Raw genomic sequence first — 14,816 nt, forward strand, 5'->3', positions numbered from 1 at the left:
GAGAAGCGGTGTCCGTGCAGGTCGGGGTCAGGGGACGGCCAGGTCACCGACGGCCGGCTCCCAGGCGGTGCCGGCGGCGATGAGGGCACGCCAGGTGCGCAACAGCTTCGGCGGCATGCCGACGGCCAGTGCACCGACCAGCCGGTCGCCGGTGCGGTAGGCGACGAGAAGGCGGCGCCGTGCCGGGTCCCGCCCCACTACGAGCGCCTCGTCGTGCCCACGCAGGTGTCCGTATGCCTGGATCTTCATCCCGTACTGGTCGGACCAGAAGTACGGCACCGGTGCGAACGGCCGTCGCGCTTCCGGGTTGAGCAGGTTGCGGGCGACGGCCATGCCCTGCTCGGCGGCGTTGGTGCGGTGTTCGATGCGCATCGCCGTGCCGAAGAGCGGGTTGTACCAGCGCGCCACGTCACCGACCCCGTACACATCGCGTGCGGCGGCGCTGAATTCGTCGCAGACGAGACCGTTCTGCACGGTCAGCCCACTGCCGGTCAGCCACTCGGAGTTGGGCAGGGAGCCGATGGCGACCAGCACATCGTCCGCCGGCAGGACGGTTCCGTCGGCCAGGCCGACACCGGTGACTCTGCTGCCGTCGCCGTCGACGCCCGCGACGTTGGCCGAGGTGCGCAGCCGGACCCCCTCGTCGCGATGGATCCGGGCCAGGAACCGGCCGACGTGCTCCCCGACCGCCGGCGCCAGCGGGAGCGGGGCCGACTCCAGCACCGTCACCTCCATCCCGAGCCCTCGGGCGACCGCGGCCGCCTCGGCACCGATGAACCCACAGCCGACGATCACCAGTCGCCGCCCCGCAACCAGCCGTTCCTTCAGCGCCAGCGCGTCCTCGAGCGTGCGCAGCGTATGCACCCCGGCCAGGCCCTCGGTGCCCGGCAGGCGGCGGGGACGGACCCCGGTCGAGACGACCAGCCCGTCGTACGGCACCTCGGTGCCGTCTGCCAGGTTCACGGTCCTGGCGCCTGTGTCGAGTCCCGTCGCGGCCACGCCCAGACGCATGTCGAGCGCCAGGGCATCGATGTCCTCTTTGCGACGCAGCGGAAGCCTCTCCGGCTCCCACTCCGCGGTGAGGATCTGCTTCGACAGTGGCGGTCGGTCGTAGGGCGGGTGCCGCTCACTGCCGATGAGTGTGATGGTCGCTTGGTACCCCATCCGGCGCAGCGCCTCCGCGGTGGCCAGTCCGCCCGCCGAGGCACCGATGATCACGATCCTGTTCACGATGTGACCAGATCGAGGGCGACAGCCGTGCAGACCGTGGCCGACTCAGGGACGCCGTCCCGTAGACGCTCGCGCTGCCCGCAGGCCACACGTGTGGGAGCGTCGACTTCCACTTTCACCCAACTCTCCTTGCTGGAATCGCATCGAATGGCTCCGGAACCCCGCCCCGACGGGTGGCCCACCGAGTTCGCGTCTCTGTCACGAGGTTGATACGTCTCGGCTCCCACACGGCCGGGCCCCTCTCCGCACCACGTGCTGAGGGTCAGGCGAGGCCGAGGTGCTCGAGCCGCCCGGAGCGCAACGCGGCGGTGACCCCGCCGTCGACCGGCAGGTCGGTACCGGAGATGAAACCGGCGCCGGGACTGAGCAGGAAGTCGGTGGCCACGGCGATGTCGGCGGGGGTCGCGATGATGCCGGAGCTGACCGTGTTGACTCTGGCTCCCCGGGCTCCCCGGGGCGTACTGGCGGCCTGTACCCGCAGCAGGTTGGCCTGCTTGGCGAAGCCGTGGGCGTGGGTGGAGGCTGGGAAATTCTCGGGGGCGGTGATCGGCAGAGACAGCAGTTCGCCAGCCGGCGCGGTGGAAAGTTGCGGAGCCTCCGAGCCCTGGATGGGCGGGTAGCCGTGGGCAGCCAAGCTGGCGATCACCACCGCGGCCCCTCCTGGAGCGACGAGGGCCCCGAACTCTTCGAGCAGCCGACGGACCGGGCCGAGAGAGTCTGCCCGCCCGGCGAGGGCGTGCACCGATTCACGCGAGGCGACGTCGACCACCGCGGAGGTCACCTCATAGCCCTCATCACACAGCTGCCTGGTCACCGCATCCAGGGTCTCTTCATTGAAGTCCCCAAGGAGCAGATGGGTGCCGGGACCGATACGGCGGGCGATGGCCTGCCCCATCCCGCCCACGCCGATGACCACTGCGACGTCCTGCGACATGCCTGTTCCTTTCGCCGGGCACGCAGTGGAACGCGCACCCGATGCCGTCAGAGACCGGCCGCCCGTCAGACGTGCCGTCCCAGGACCGAAGCGGTGGTCCAGAGCAAACGGAGTGGGGGCGGGGGTGCCGCTGCCTCTCCGGCACGGGGGTTGAGGAGAGACAGCGGGGACTGACACGGGTTCGATTAATTGAACGCGTTTAATTAAACTAGCAGGGAGAAGCTGTCGATTCAAGCAAGATCGGCTCCACCACGAGGCGGAGAAGCGTGATGACCCGCCGCGCCGGGACAATCGCAGGTCATAGCCCGGCCGGCGTTGCGTAGGCTTCCCCCCGTTCACCCTCGCCGACCGGGCGGGGACCTGTGGCGGCCGTCGGGACCGGGCGCCACAGGCGGTGCGACGTCCCGCTGGGGGTGATGGCCGTGAGGCCCAGGATGAGCCGGGAGGAACAGGTCAGCGCGACGCGGGACGCACTCCTGACCGCGGCAGAGCGGCTGTTCGCCGAGCGCGGTGTGCACGCCGTCGCCAACAGCCAGATCAGCGAAGCCGCCGGGCAGCGCAACAACGCCGCGGTCGCGTACCACTTCGGCACGAAGGGCGACGTGATCCGCGCGATCGCCCGCATACACGCCGAGCAGATGGAGCGTAATCGGTCACGCATGATCGCCGCACTCGACGACTCGGCCGGGCTGCGGGACTGGGTCGCCTGCATGGTGCTGCCGGTCACCGATCACCTGGAATCCCTGAGCAGCCCCACCTGGTACGCACGGTTCATGGCCCAGGTCACGGCGGACCCAGCGCTCCACGCGATCTTGTTCGAGGAGTCCCTCGTCCGCTCCCCTTCACTGGACGAGCTGGCCGAGGGACTGAACCGCTGCACGCCCGGCATGCCGACGAGGGTGCAACTCGAACGCGCTCTGATGGCCCGTCACCTCATCGTGCAGATGAGCGTCGAACTGGAGCGGGCACTCGCCGACGGCACTCCCGCGTACCGGACCGACTGGAGCGACGCGGCCGCTGGCCTCATCGACGCGATCGTCGCGCTGTGGCAGGCACCGTTCGCGCGGGAGGCGTGACCCTCGGCGGACCGAACACGGTCTGCGGGATCGAGGACGGCCACCGGTTCGACGGGGTGTCGGCGACCGCACGGGAACAACGAACGACGGCCGGAAGCAGAGCGCCACGTCCGGGTCCGCTCCGCCGGTGAGCGGACCCCTTACGGCCGAGATCCATGCCGGCCCGCTCGGACCGACGCCATCGAGGGCAGGCCCGAACCATCCAGAGCGGACTGCCGGGTCATACCGGCTCAGCGGGAAGGCCTCCCGCATAGCCTGCCTGCTTTTCCGCGCCGGGCGCTTTCTCCTCTTCCGCATACCGCGCCCGAATCTCCGAGAGCACCCCGAACGCCGCGGCGGTCAGGGGTACGGCAAGGAGCATGCCGAGGATTCCGGCGACCGAGGCGCCGGCCGTGAGCGTGACCAGCACCACGGCCGGGTGCATGTGCACCGTGCGGCTCTGGATCATCGGCTGGAGCACGTTCCCCTCGATGAGTTGCACGACGAGTACGATGCCGAGGACCCACAGCGCGGTGCCGAGGCCTCCGTCCGCGAACGCGACGAGAACCGCGACCGCTCCCGACAGGAGAGCACCGAGGTAGGGGATGTACGCACCGATGAACACCAGCGCCGCGAGTCCGATGGCGTTGGGCACCTGAAGGATCACCAGGCCGACGGCCGTGCACGCGGCGTCGATGAAGGCCACGATCGTGGTGCCCCGCATGAAGCCCTCGATCGCCTGAAAGGCGCGACGGGCCATCGCCTCCAACGTCTGTCCCGAGCCGCGGGGAGCGAGCGCGTGCAACGAGGCGACGGCCTTGTCGGAGTCCCGCAGGAAGAAGAACAGCAGGAGGATCGCGAGGACCCCCGCCGTGATCATCTCGGTGACCAGGCTTACGCCGCTCATGACGCCGGACAGTGCGGTGCCGCCGAAGTCACCCAGCAGGTCCTTCGCGTACGTCACCAGGTCGTCCAGGGAGGTCCCGGCCACCTCGAATCTCTCACCGAGCGACTGCGCCGCGTCCTGCAACGACGAGAGGATCTGGTCCCCGGTGTCGATCAGGGCGGTGACCACGATGTACACGGCCCCGCCCATGACCAGGAACACCGCGGCGCAGGTCAGCCCGGCGGCGAGGGACTTGTTCAGCCGCATCGCCACCAGCCGCCGGTAGAGCGGCCCGAGCAGGGCTGCGCCGAGCAGCGCCAGCAGAATCGGCGTGACGACGGCCTGGAACGTGATGCAGATCCACACGATCAGGGAGACGACCCCGCTCAGCAGGAGCACCAGCGCGCTCCACGCGGCCATGCGGCGAGCCGGCTCGGGCAGAAGAGTGTGCGCGTAGCCCGCTCGGCCCGAGCCGGTGCTGCGAGGATCTCCCGTACGACTGCTCATCTGTTCCCGCTCCGCTCACACACGGCCGCTCAGCGGCCGTTACTCAACTGTGGATTCGTGACGTTGAGCCGGACCGGCGAGACGAGGCGCGGGCTGCGGAAGCCTGGTCAAGTGCCGGGTGGACTCCGAAGAATCGAACTGAGGCCGCCGTCATGTCATGGATCGCCGGCAGGCCGGATTCCGGTGCGACGACGCAGTGCCTTGAATGTCGTCCTTGCAGGAACAAGCCCGCGCCGACGATCGGCGTGGCTCAGCGTAGAGCTCCGTCGCAATCTTGCCAACTGGGAAATCTTGCAGACTTGGCAAAGAGCCTTGATAGTAGCCACCATGACGGTCGAGGTGAGCCTGCGGGAACGAAAGAAGCTGGCCACACGTGCGGCCTTGAGCCACGCGGCGTGGACATTGATGGTCGAGCAGGGGCTGGACGCAGCAACCCCGGAGGCCATCGCCGAGGCGGCAAACGTCTCGCCGCGGACCTTCCGCAACTACTTCGCCAGCCGTGAAGAAGCCATCCTCGCCGGACTGGTGCGGCAGGGCACCTCCCTCGTCGACACCATGCGGGCCAGGCCCTCGGACGAGCCGCTGTGGGACTCCCTGACCCAAGTACTCCCGTCCTTCGTCTCCGCGTTCATCGGCGAGCGCGACGACATCGCGGTACTGATGCGCGCCGTTGGCGACAACCCGGGGATGCGGGCCCAGCACCTCGTCACGTACGAGCGGGTCAACCAGCAGATCGCAGAGATCATCGCCGAGCGCACCGGCATGGACGCCGAAGGCGACATGACCCCCCGCCTGCTGGCCTCCGTCCTGGCGGCCGTGCTCCGAACATCCATCGAGATCTGGGCCAGCGACCAGACCGACCGCGCGCTGCCCGACCTGGTCCGTGACGGCCTGGCACAGGTTCGCGACGGCCTCCCGATCCCTGCGCCCCGCCCACCGCTCGACAGTTCCCGCCCTTGAGCTGAGCAGTCGACGTCTCGTACAGCCCTCCTTCCACGCGCCTCATGCAGCAGTTGAAGGCCCGCCTACGGTGCGGGCCTTCAAGCCACGGTTCGGAGGATGACCCGTTACCGCCCGAGCCACCTCATCGGCGGCACGGGGGAGGTCACTCGGAGCCGCCGCCGTCCTTGACGGTCACGACGCCGTCCGTGACGCCTTGGTAGAAGGTGCCACTGGGGCTCAGGCTGCCAGCCTGGTACATGTCGTTGTAACCGCCGCCGGCGCCGACACGCTTCTTCCACACCACTTCGCCGGTGCGGAAGTCGAGTGCCTCCACGTACCAGACGTAGGTTCCGTCCGCGGCCGCTTCGGCGTCCTGGCCATAGCCGTAGATCAGGCCGGTCTGGGTGGAGAGGACCGGGACGCTCTTGATCCTCTCAGGGGTGTTCCACTTGGTCTCGCACTTGCCGTCGGACGTGACGTCGATGCGCTGGACTCCCGGTGACATCCCGTTCATGTCGTTGTCAGGACCGTCGTCGGCGGGATAGTTGATCGGCGGCTCGTTGTAGGCGTTCTGAGCAACGAGGCTGGCCGTACCGTCGCCGACGTAACCGACCATGGAGATTTCGGTGGCGCTGGCGCCGGAGGAGAACAGAGGGGCGGTGCAGACGAGTTGGGGCTTGTCGCCGCTGGCCTGCTGGCGGTATACACGCACGTTGACCTGGTCGTTGGCACTGTCCGTGATCGCGACGTACTGGTCTCCGAGCAGGGTGGGCGTGGTGCCGGAGCCCCTGGCGAAGCCTCCGGGCTTCGAGGCGTCCCCTGCGTCATAGGTCTCGTCCCAGAGGATCTCGGGCGTCTCGTCGTTGCCAGGACCCAGTGCGTACATCTGTCCAGTGGCGTTCGCGTGGTCGTTCTCGCCGGCCGGACCGGTGACGACGTAGGCCGTGGTGCCGCTCACCGCTAGGCCGTTCTCCACCACCTGGTCGTCGAGGTGGAGTGCGCGGGCCTTGTCACTTTCGTCGACATAGCCGATGGTGGCGGAGGTCGCGCTGTCGCTGATGACGTCGCCGACGCGTCCCGTGGAGAACCAGATGTTCCCTTCCGAGTCGAAGGCACTGGTGAGCAACTGTTCTCCCTCGCCCAGGACTCCCTTGGCAGCGAGGTCGATGTCTCGCTTCACCGTGAACTTGGTCGTGCCGGAGTCGTCGTCCTCGCGCTGCAGGACGTCGATATGCCCCTCCCTGGAGCTGACGAGGATCTCCCCGTCGGTCTTCTGGTACATGTACGCGGCATTAAGGGTCTGCCCCTCGGGAGCCACCCAACTGGCGGTCGATGCCAGCGTCTTGGGATCCAGGGCGGTGATCGCGTACCGACCGGACTCGGAGTCCGCGGACACCCCGGTCAGCCGACCGTCAGGAAGCCACAGCAGCGGCGTAGGACCCATGGCCGCGCTCGTCACCTCCAGGTCCGATCCGAGCGGTCCGGGCCGGTCCAAGGCTTTGGTGTTGCCGCTGTCGCCGTGCAGATTCGAAACCTGCGGATCGAACACCGGCGGGGAAGCCAGCGGCTGGGCCTCGGCCGCGCTACCGACGAAGTCCGGTCCGGCAGACGGATCCTGGGTGCTCTCGATCGGAGACGGCGAGGCGGCGGGCGCCGCGACAGCCACTCCGGTGATTCCCATCAACGTCACAATGGCCGCGGGAACCAAGAGGGAAGCTCGACGCGAGGCCTTATGGGTGATTCCCGCCGTAGTCATTACAGACATGACACGATCTTTCTCTGCAGAAGATGATTCGTTGTCGAAGCTGGCAGCAAGGTCGGCACGTCCGCTGCCGACGGCACGGTGGGCTCGGCGAGGATCCGGCCCTTTACACGCTGGAGTTTCAGCTGGCGGAGTCGCCGTCCCGGAAGGTCACGACGCCGTCTTCGACCGTCTGGTAGAAGGTGCCGTCCGGGCCGAGGCTGCCGATCTGCCAGTTGTCGTTGTAGTGGCCACCCGCGCCGACGCGTTTCTTCCACACGGTCTCGCCGGTGCGGAAGTCGATGGCTTCGGCGTACCAGACGTACGTGCCGTCTGCCGCCAGGTCAGGCTCCTGCCCATAGCCGTAGACGAGCCCGGTCTCGGTGGACAGCACGGGGATGGCCTTCAGCTTGTCGGCGTTGTTCCACTTGATGCTGCACGTGCCGTCGTCGCTGATGTCGATGCGCTGCATTCCGCCCGGCATCGCGCTCATGTCGTTCCAGGAGCCGTCGATGTCGTCGTCGCCCTGATAGAAGGACGGGCCGCCGTAGGTGTTCTGGACCAGGAGACTGGAAGTGCCGCCGTCGACGTAGCCGACCATGGCGTTGTCGACGCCGCTGGGGTTCTCACCGCCCACGGGGACACTGCACACCCGCTGGGACTCGCCCTCCCCGGCGGGCTCCTGCCGGTACACCTCGACGTTGACCTGGTCGTCGGCGTTGTCCGTGATGGCGACGTACCTGTCGCCGAGCAGGGTGGGCGAGGTTCCTGAACCCCGGGAGAAGTGGGGAGGCTTGCTGTCGTCACCGGCGTCGTAGGTCTGCCGCCACAGGACCTCGGGCGACTCGCCGGTGCCGGCGGTCAGGGCGTAGAAGTAGCCCTCGGCGTCCGCGTGGTCGCTCGTTCCGGCGGGGCTGGTGTTCACGTAGACGGTGTTGCCCTGCACGGCCATGCCGTTCTCCACCCTCTGGCCTTCGACGTCGAGCGCATGAGCCTTGCCCTCGCCGTCGAGGTACCCGAGCTTGGTGGAGGTCACCGTGGACTGGTCGAGGTTGCCGACTCCTCCCAGGGTGAACCAGATGTTGCCCGTCTCGTCGAACGCCGTGGCGAGTAGCCCTTGGCCGTCTTCCAGAAGCCCCACGGCGGCCAGGTCGTAGGTCTTCTGCTCGGTAAAGGTGGTCTCGTCGGCGGTGTCCTCGCGCTTCAGGACGGTGATCTGCCCCTCCCGCGAGCTGGCCAGCACGGTCCCGTCGGCCCGCTGAGAGACGTACACGTTGAGCGTCTGCCCCTCCGGAGCCTCCCACCGCGCCTTTTCGGCCATGGTCTTGGGATCAAGGGCCGTCACAGCGGAGCCGGGCTTGCTGGACAGCAGAGGGGATTCGGTCCCGGTCAGGCGGCCGTCGGGGGACCACAGGAACACGGTGGGCTCCATCGACGCACTGGACACCTGGAGGTCCGAGCCGAGTGGTCCGGGTCCGTTGAACGCCTTGGTGTTTCCGCCGTCACCATGCAGCGTCCCCACCTCCGGCTGGATCGTCGGTGCTGGGTCCAGTGGCTGCGCCTCGGCCGGCGTTCCGACGAAATCCGGGCCGACGGACGGGTCCTGGGTGCTCTCGATGGGCGACGGTGTGGAGGCGGAAGGCGCCGCGAAAGCCGTTCCGGCCGTCGCCATCACCGTCGCGATGGCTATTGAGACAACGACAGGGGGAACTCGACGGCAAGTGCTCTGCCTGTCTCCCGCAGTGGTCGTGAACATACTTCACCCTTCATTCGACTAGAGGCTCACTTTCGAATCCAACGACCGAGACGGCGGTCGCCGGGTGGAAGAAGAGGCCGCCGAGAGTCGGTTCATCGCGGCCTTGCAATGTCGATGCAAGCGGCCCAAGTGGCCTACAGGCAAGCCCAGTTGGACATCAGCGCGGAATACACATCCCCCGCATGAACGCCGTCGGCACCGGAGTACCGTCGAATCCGAAATCCTTCACATCTTCATCACGAAAGGCACTCGGAGTGCCATACCGCAGTGGTTGTGGTCAGGCAGGAATTGTCACAGGTGCCTGATTGAAGGGCGGCCACGCCTGGGCACGTGGCGTATGAAAGGATCGGCCGGGTGAGCGCCACCACCGATATTCGCGTTCTTGTCGCCGATGACCAGGACCTGGTGCGTACGGGGTTCCGGCTGATCCTCGAGGCGCAGCCCGGTGTGCATGTGGTGGGGGAAGCCGCCGACGGTGCCGAATGCGTTGGTGCCGCCCGGCGGTTACGCCCGGACGTATGTCTGGTCGACATCCGAATGCCGAGGCTCGACGGAATCGAGGTGACCAGACTGCTGGCCGGCCCGGGGGTGGTCGATCCGCTCAAGGTGGTGTTGGTCACGACCTTCGACCAGGACGACTACGTCGCTTCCGCGCTGCGCAGCGGCGCCTGCGGTTTCCTCCTCAAGGACGCCTCTCCGGCCCTGCTGGTCGAGGCGGTACGGGCCGCCGCCCGTGGCGACGCACTCGTCTCGCCCGCGGTGACAGCGCGGCTGCTGAGAAGGCTGGAAGAACACGAGCGAACCGCCACGCCGCCGGGGCCGGTTCGGGGTGTGCTCAGCGGTCGGGAGCTGGACATCGTACGGCTGGTGGCAGTCGGACGTACCAACCAGGAGATCTGCGCCGAGTTGTTCCTGTCCCTGTCGTCGGTCAAGACGTATCTGGGCAGGATCCAGGGCAAGCTCGACGCCCGCAACCGCGTGGAGATTGCGGCCTGGGCCTGGGAGAACTGTGTCGTCCGCTCGGCAGCTGAGCCGACCTGACGGACCGCGCCTCAGAAGCGCTTCGCAGGCAGGTACTCGTTCGGCGATGGCGTTGCCGTGTCCTGAACGGCGGATACCAGTCGGAAGGTCGCCGTCGTCTGCCAGCCACCACCGGGCGTAGAGCCGACGGTCAGGGTCCCGTCGACGGCTTCGATCCGTTCACGCAGACCGACCAGACCGAGTCCGCCCCGGCCTCCGGCGGGAGGTGAGCAACGACGAGCAGGGGCCGTGTTCAGGGTGGAAACCCGCAGCCGAGTGTGGTCGGCGTCGAGGCGCACCGTCACGTCTGTTCCCGGAGCGTGACGACGTACGTTGGTGAGGGCCTCCTGCACCATGCGATGGACGGAGGTCTCCACCTCCGGGGGCAGTCGTAGCGCCCGGGCGGCAGCCGAGATGTCGAGCCGGACCTGCCCTGTTCTCGGCCCGGCGCCGGTCGAAGCCGCCGTCGCTGAGAAGTCCGAGACCAGTCGCCCCAGTTCGGTCACGAGCTCGCCCGGGCGTGGGCCTCCGCGTTCCTCTTCGCGCAGGACATGGATCAGCCGCCGCATGGACGTCAGTGTCTCCGAACCGGACCGGGCGATGTTGTTCAGGATCGGCTCGACCTTGTCCGGCGAGGTCTGGTACACCGCCAAAGCCGCGTTGGCTTGCACGATCATGCCGGTGACGTGGTGGGCGATGAAGTCGTGCAGATCCCGGGCCAGTTCCAGGCGCTCGCCCTGCCGTACCTCGACGATCGCGCGGGCCCGACGCGCCTGCAGCAGCCGCAGGTAGGCACCGAGGCTGGTGAAGGCCATGACACAGATGAGCAGTGCGAAGCAGGTACCCAGGGTCCGCGGGTCGCCGGAGACACGCAGCGGATGCAGAACCACCGAGATCCCGAGCGCCGCCCCCAGACCGAAGGCTCCACCCGGCCGTGCCACCCGCTGCACCGTGAACGTGATCAGCACGAGCAGGCCGAGGGTTTCCAGCGCCCCCCAGACAACGGGCCCTTGCCGGTACGGGACCGCGGGTGCCCAAACCGTCAGGGCCGTCGACAGCACGGCCGCAACGCCCGCGCGCCAGCCGATCGAAGGATGTCGGTCCATTCGCACAAGAGCGAGCGCGGCAAGCGGCCCGGAGACAAGCGTCGTCAGCCAGACAGTGACCGAGTCGATCGCGATCGGTCTGTACACCAGCCGCGACCAGTCCAGCAGCCAGACAGGGACGAATATGGCGCAGACGCCCGCGATGAGGAGGCGCTGGACCTTCGCGGAGAGGGGCGCATCGGGTTCCACATGGGGCAGCCTACGAAAGACGCACGACGGCTGATGTCGGCCGAACGGCCGACGCCCGGTGCCCATCTGGGACGAACGGCCGACGTGCACCGGTGGCCGGCCCGCCCAGGATGGCGGCAGCATCCCGCCTTCGAGCGGTCGGCAAGCCCCAGCCCGAAGGGCCGGATCAGGCCTTCGGACACCTCACACATTCCGGAGGACGCGCCCCGGCCCCCAGCCTCCCACTCACCCTCAGCCCACCCTCCATGGGAGACACACGGCATGACCAGCGTCCTCATCGCCGACAACCAGGCCCTGCAACGTCTCGTCCTCACCACACTCGTGGAGAGCGAGCCCGACATGACGGTCGCCGGCGAGGCCACCGACGGCGCCGATGCCGTCCACAAGACAGCCCGACTCAAACCTGACGTCGTCCTCATGGACATGCACATCCGCCCCGGGGACGGCGTGGACGCCATCGAGGCCATCCGCCGCATCGTCCACTCCGGCAACGGCTCCCGTGTCCTTGCTCTGACCACCTTCGACCTGGTCGAACACGCCCACGCCGCCTTACGCGCCGGAGTGGACGGCCTGCTCCTCAAGCACGTTCTGCCCGGCCGCCTCATCGCGAGTGTGCGCGCGGCGGCCGCCGGACACTCCGTTCTCACACCTGGCCTCGCTCACGAACTCGCCGACTCGTTCCTCGACGGCCGGATCCGCTTGTCCACGCAAGCCGCCCGGCTCGCGGCACTCAACCACCGCGAACGTGAGATCCTCACCGCCGTCGCCACCGGGCACACCAACATCGAGATCGCCGGCGACCTCAACTTGGCCGAATCCACCGTCAAGTCCCACGTGAGTCGACTCCTCGGCAAGGTAGGCGCCCGCGACCGTGTCCAGGCCGTCATCTTCGCCTACGACAGCGGGCTGGTCCGCCCGGGCCAGAGCGTGCTCGAAGGACAGAACCACCGGGTCCTGGATCCAGTCGGCGACGCAGTGGACCACGGTGGGGTAAGCGGGTCGGTGTCTCCGACCGTCCTAGGGGATTCAGCGGCACAACGGCCGCCTGCTGCTCCTGAGGAAATTGCCGTCAGTCCTGGAGAACCGGCGGTTGCGGTGGGCTTGTCCGCGTCGGCTGGTCGGTGAGCAGCCGGAGGACGACCCGGAAGGTGGCGCCCCGGCCGAGGACCGAGTCCACCTCGACGTGTCCCGCATGGGCGCTCACCAGGGAGTGCACGATGGACAGACCGAGGCCGGCGCCGCCGGTGGCGCGGTTGCGGGAGGCGTCCGCGCGGTAGAAGCGTTCGAAGATGCGGTTGCTCTGGCCGGGAGTGAGGCCCGGTCCCTCATCGGCGACCTCCAGGACGGCGTGCCCGTCGGCGATGCCCACGCCGATGCGGACGGGGGTCCCGGCCGGTGTGTGCGTGACGGCGTTGCCGACAAGGTTGGTGACGACCTGGCGCAGTCGGGCTTCGTCGGCGAGGGACGGGGCGGAGGCGGGTGGGCCGTGGCCGGCCGGGCCGGTGAGGGTGACGGTCCGGGCCGGGTCCAGAGCACGTACGTCGTGCAGGGCGTCCGCCGCGAGCGTGCGCAGGTCGGTGGGGGCGAGGTCGAGGTCCGGCGGGGAAGCCGGAGCGGGACGGACCGCGGGCTTTCCCGTGGCCTTGAGCGCCTGTTCGTCGAGGCGGGCCAGCAGGAGCATGTCCTCGACGAGACGGGTGAGACGTTCGGATTCGCGGGCGATGCGGGCCATCGTGGCGTCGACGTCCTCCCGTTCGGGCAGGGCGCCCATGCGGTACAGGTCGGTCAACCCCTTGATGCCGGCGAGCGGGGTGCGCAACTCGTGGCTGGCGTCGGCCACGAACCGGCTCATCCGGGCCTCGGACTCGGCACGGGCGGCGAACGCGGTCTCCAACTGCACCAGCATGCCGTTCAGTGCCCTGGCCAGTCGGCCCAACTCCGTGTTCGGACCAGCAAGTTCGGGCACCCGCCGGGAGAGGTCGCCGCCCGCGATCTCGGCGGCCGTCCGCTCGACACGGGAGAGCGGACCCAGCCCGGAGCGCACGGCGAACCAGCCCGCCACGGCCAGGACCGCGAGCAGAGCGAGCCCGGTGTTGCGATAGTTCTGCCACATGCGCCCCACCGTGCCGTCCACCTGCTCCATCGAAGTGGCCACGACCACGCTGCCGGGGTCGGCCACCGCGGTCGCCGTGGTTCCGGGCAGGAGGGCACGCGCCGCCCGGGGCACGGCGATCACCCGCCAGCGTGCGTCGCCCGTCGTGCCGTCGACGGTGAACGGGCGACCGCCGTGGGCGGCGACGGCGGCCGCGTCCAGTCGGGACAGGGCCGGCCCCTGCGCGTCCCGTGCCCGCTTCCCCCCGGCGAGCGAGTCGATGCTGCTCTCGACGGTGCCGTCCGCGGCGACATAGGTGATGACGGGATTGCCGAGAACGTCCGTGCTGAAATCGGCGAGCGCCGTCGGCGGCCTCCGCTCGGCGCCGGTTTCCGCCACAGTCGGCGGCAGCACGGCGAACACCTGGGCGGCAGCACGGAGTTGGGAGTCGACCCGGTCCTGCATGTAGCCACGCAGGGCGTTTCCCGTGACAAGTGCGAACGCCGTGAACCCGGCCGCCAGCAGAGCGACGGCCAACACCAGCACCCGGCTGCGCAGGGACGCGCGTGCCCACAGCGTACGGACACGACGGGGCCGGGTCATGACTTCGGCCCGCGCAGCACATATCCGACGCCGTGCACGGTGTGAATGAGCTTGGGGCCGCCGTTGTCGATCTTTCGGCGCAGATAGCTGATGTAGGTGTCGACGATGCCGGTGTCGCCGTTGAAGTCGTAGTCCCATACACGCTGGAGGATCTGCGGCTTCGAGACTGTGCGCCCGGCGTTGGTCATCAGGTAGCGCAGCAGCCTGAACTCCGTGGGCGACAGGCGGATCGGCTCGCCCGCACGGGCCACCTGGACGGCGTCAGGGTCGAGTTCCAGGTCGGCCACACGCAGCAGGGCGGTGGGATCCCCACTGGTGCGGCGCAGCACCGCCCGGATGCGGGCGATCAGCTCCTGGAGATCGAACGGCTTGGTCACATAGTCGTCGCCGCCCAGCACCAGGCCCTCGATCTTGTCCCGAGTGGCGTCACGGGCAGTGAGGAACACGACCGGGACGTGCCCGGTGTGGGGCGTGGCGGCCGGACGGTACTGCTCACGCAACCGCCGGATCACCTCGAAGCCGTCCAGGTCGGGAAGCAGCACGTCCAGCAGTACCAGATCCGGTGTGACCTCGCGCGCGCGGTCCAGGGCCTCCTGGCCCGTCCCTGCTGCCGTGACAGTGAAGCCGGCGTGCCGCAAGGCCGCGCACAGCAGTTCCCTCACGGTGGGCTCGTCCTCGACGATCAGCAGGTTCGCGCCGGTGGCTGCCCCCGCTCCGGGCTCGCTTGAGGCGCTCGTGCCAGGCAGGGCGGAGCG

12 protein-coding genes and 1 pseudogene are annotated in these 14,816 nt (G+C 68.6%); 4 read left to right on the forward strand and 9 right to left on the reverse strand.

Annotated features, from left to right (window positions below):
* Window positions 1-27 precede the first annotated feature (27 nt).
* The 3 genes from AB0959_RS05295 to AB0959_RS05305 form a co-directional block, all read right to left on the reverse strand.
* Complete coding sequence (locus AB0959_RS05295; protein ID WP_366824934.1) at window positions 28-1,230, reverse strand: FAD-dependent oxidoreductase; 1,203 nt, start codon at window positions 1,228-1,230, stop codon at window positions 28-30.
* Window positions 1,227-1,349, reverse strand: coding sequence for a hypothetical protein (locus AB0959_RS05300; RefSeq protein ID WP_366824935.1), 123 nt, complete (start codon window positions 1,347-1,349; stop codon window positions 1,227-1,229). The genes AB0959_RS05295 and AB0959_RS05300 overlap by 4 nt, the downstream gene beginning before the upstream one ends.
* Window positions 1,350-1,492: 143 nt before the next feature.
* The gene (locus AB0959_RS05305) at window positions 1,493-2,164 is read right to left on the reverse strand and encodes a short-chain dehydrogenase (RefSeq protein WP_366824936.1); all 672 of its coding nucleotides are present in this window, start codon (window positions 2,162-2,164) and stop codon (window positions 1,493-1,495) included.
* A gap of 434 nt (window positions 2,165-2,598) precedes the next feature.
* On the opposite strand from AB0959_RS05305, the gene AB0959_RS05310 reads away from it, so the two are divergent.
* A complete protein-coding gene (locus AB0959_RS05310) occupies window positions 2,599-3,240 on the forward strand; it encodes a TetR family transcriptional regulator (protein ID WP_366824937.1) in 642 nt (213 codons plus the stop codon).
* Window positions 3,241-3,460: 220 nt separating this feature from the next.
* Here the strand turns inward: AB0959_RS05310 and AB0959_RS05315 are convergent, their stop codons facing one another.
* Window positions 3,461-4,525 (reverse strand): AI-2E family transporter, encoded by a 1,065-nt coding sequence (locus tag AB0959_RS05315; protein ID WP_366825217.1) that lies wholly within the window; start codon window positions 4,523-4,525, stop codon window positions 3,461-3,463.
* Between the two features lie 414 nt (window positions 4,526-4,939).
* On the opposite strand from AB0959_RS05315, the gene AB0959_RS05320 reads away from it, so the two are divergent.
* Window positions 4,940-5,572: a TetR/AcrR family transcriptional regulator gene (locus AB0959_RS05320; RefSeq protein ID WP_366824938.1), complete on the forward strand. Its 633-nt coding sequence runs from the start codon at window positions 4,940-4,942 to the stop codon at window positions 5,570-5,572.
* A gap of 145 nt (window positions 5,573-5,717) precedes the next feature.
* Here the strand turns inward: AB0959_RS05320 and AB0959_RS05325 are convergent, their stop codons facing one another.
* Together AB0959_RS05325 and AB0959_RS05330 are read right to left on the reverse strand one after the other, a co-directional pair.
* A complete protein-coding gene (locus tag AB0959_RS05325) occupies window positions 5,718-7,235 on the reverse strand; it encodes a hypothetical protein (protein ID WP_366824939.1) in 1,518 nt (505 codons plus the stop codon).
* A gap of 202 nt (window positions 7,236-7,437) precedes the next feature.
* Entirely contained in the window at window positions 7,438-8,967 is a 1,530-nt protein-coding gene (locus AB0959_RS05330) for a hypothetical protein (RefSeq protein WP_366824940.1), read from the reverse strand.
* A gap of 438 nt (window positions 8,968-9,405) precedes the next feature.
* Between AB0959_RS05330 and AB0959_RS05335 the strand changes: the two genes are divergently transcribed.
* Window positions 9,406-10,092, forward strand: a complete 687-nt coding sequence (locus tag AB0959_RS05335) for a response regulator transcription factor (protein WP_366824941.1) — start codon at window positions 9,406-9,408, stop codon at window positions 10,090-10,092.
* 11 nt (window positions 10,093-10,103) lie between these two features.
* On the opposite strand, the gene AB0959_RS05340 is transcribed toward AB0959_RS05335, so the two are convergent.
* On the reverse strand, window positions 10,104-11,366 hold the full coding sequence (locus AB0959_RS05340; protein ID WP_366824942.1) for a histidine kinase: 1,263 nt from the start codon (window positions 11,364-11,366) through the stop codon (window positions 10,104-10,106).
* 261 nt (window positions 11,367-11,627) lie between these two features.
* Here AB0959_RS05340 and AB0959_RS05345 point away from each other — a divergent pair.
* Window positions 11,628-12,284: pseudogene (locus AB0959_RS05345) on the forward strand (response regulator transcription factor); the annotation flags it as partial.
* Between the two features lie 151 nt (window positions 12,285-12,435).
* Here the strand turns inward: AB0959_RS05345 and AB0959_RS05350 are convergent.
* Both AB0959_RS05350 and AB0959_RS05355 read right to left on the reverse strand, forming a co-directional pair.
* Window positions 12,436-14,061: a HAMP domain-containing sensor histidine kinase gene (locus tag AB0959_RS05350; protein WP_366824943.1), complete on the reverse strand. Its 1,626-nt coding sequence runs from the start codon at window positions 14,059-14,061 to the stop codon at window positions 12,436-12,438.
* On the reverse strand, window positions 14,058-14,807 hold the full coding sequence (locus tag AB0959_RS05355) for a response regulator transcription factor (RefSeq protein ID WP_366825218.1): 750 nt from the start codon (window positions 14,805-14,807) through the stop codon (window positions 14,058-14,060). The genes AB0959_RS05350 and AB0959_RS05355 overlap by 4 nt, the downstream gene beginning before the upstream one ends.
* Window positions 14,808-14,816 lie beyond the last annotated feature (9 nt).

Source organism: Streptomyces sp. NPDC046862, from assembly GCF_040704615.1.
GTDB lineage: Bacteria > Actinomycetota > Actinomycetes > Streptomycetales > Streptomycetaceae > Streptomyces.

Coding starts and splice junctions, on each gene's coding strand:
- AB0959_RS05305 (WP_366824936.1), bottom strand. CDS start 2,164: ATGTCGCAGGACGTCGCAGTGGTCATCGGCGTGGGCGGGATGGGGCAG.
- AB0959_RS05310 (WP_366824937.1), top strand. CDS start 2,599: ATGAGCCGGGAGGAACAGGTCAGCGCGACGCGGGACGCACTCCTGACC.
- AB0959_RS05315 (WP_366825217.1), bottom strand. CDS start 4,525: ATGGCCGCGTGGAGCGCGCTGGTGCTCCTGCTGAGCGGGGTCGTCTCC.
- AB0959_RS05320 (WP_366824938.1), top strand. CDS start 4,940: ATGACGGTCGAGGTGAGCCTGCGGGAACGAAAGAAGCTGGCCACACGT.
- AB0959_RS05325 (WP_366824939.1), bottom strand. CDS start 7,235: ATGGGAATCACCGGAGTGGCTGTCGCGGCGCCCGCCGCCTCGCCGTCT.
- AB0959_RS05330 (WP_366824940.1), bottom strand. CDS start 8,967: ATGGCGACGGCCGGAACGGCTTTCGCGGCGCCTTCCGCCTCCACACCG.
- AB0959_RS05350 (WP_366824943.1), bottom strand. CDS start 14,061: ATGACCCGGCCCCGTCGTGTCCGTACGCTGTGGGCACGCGCGTCCCTG.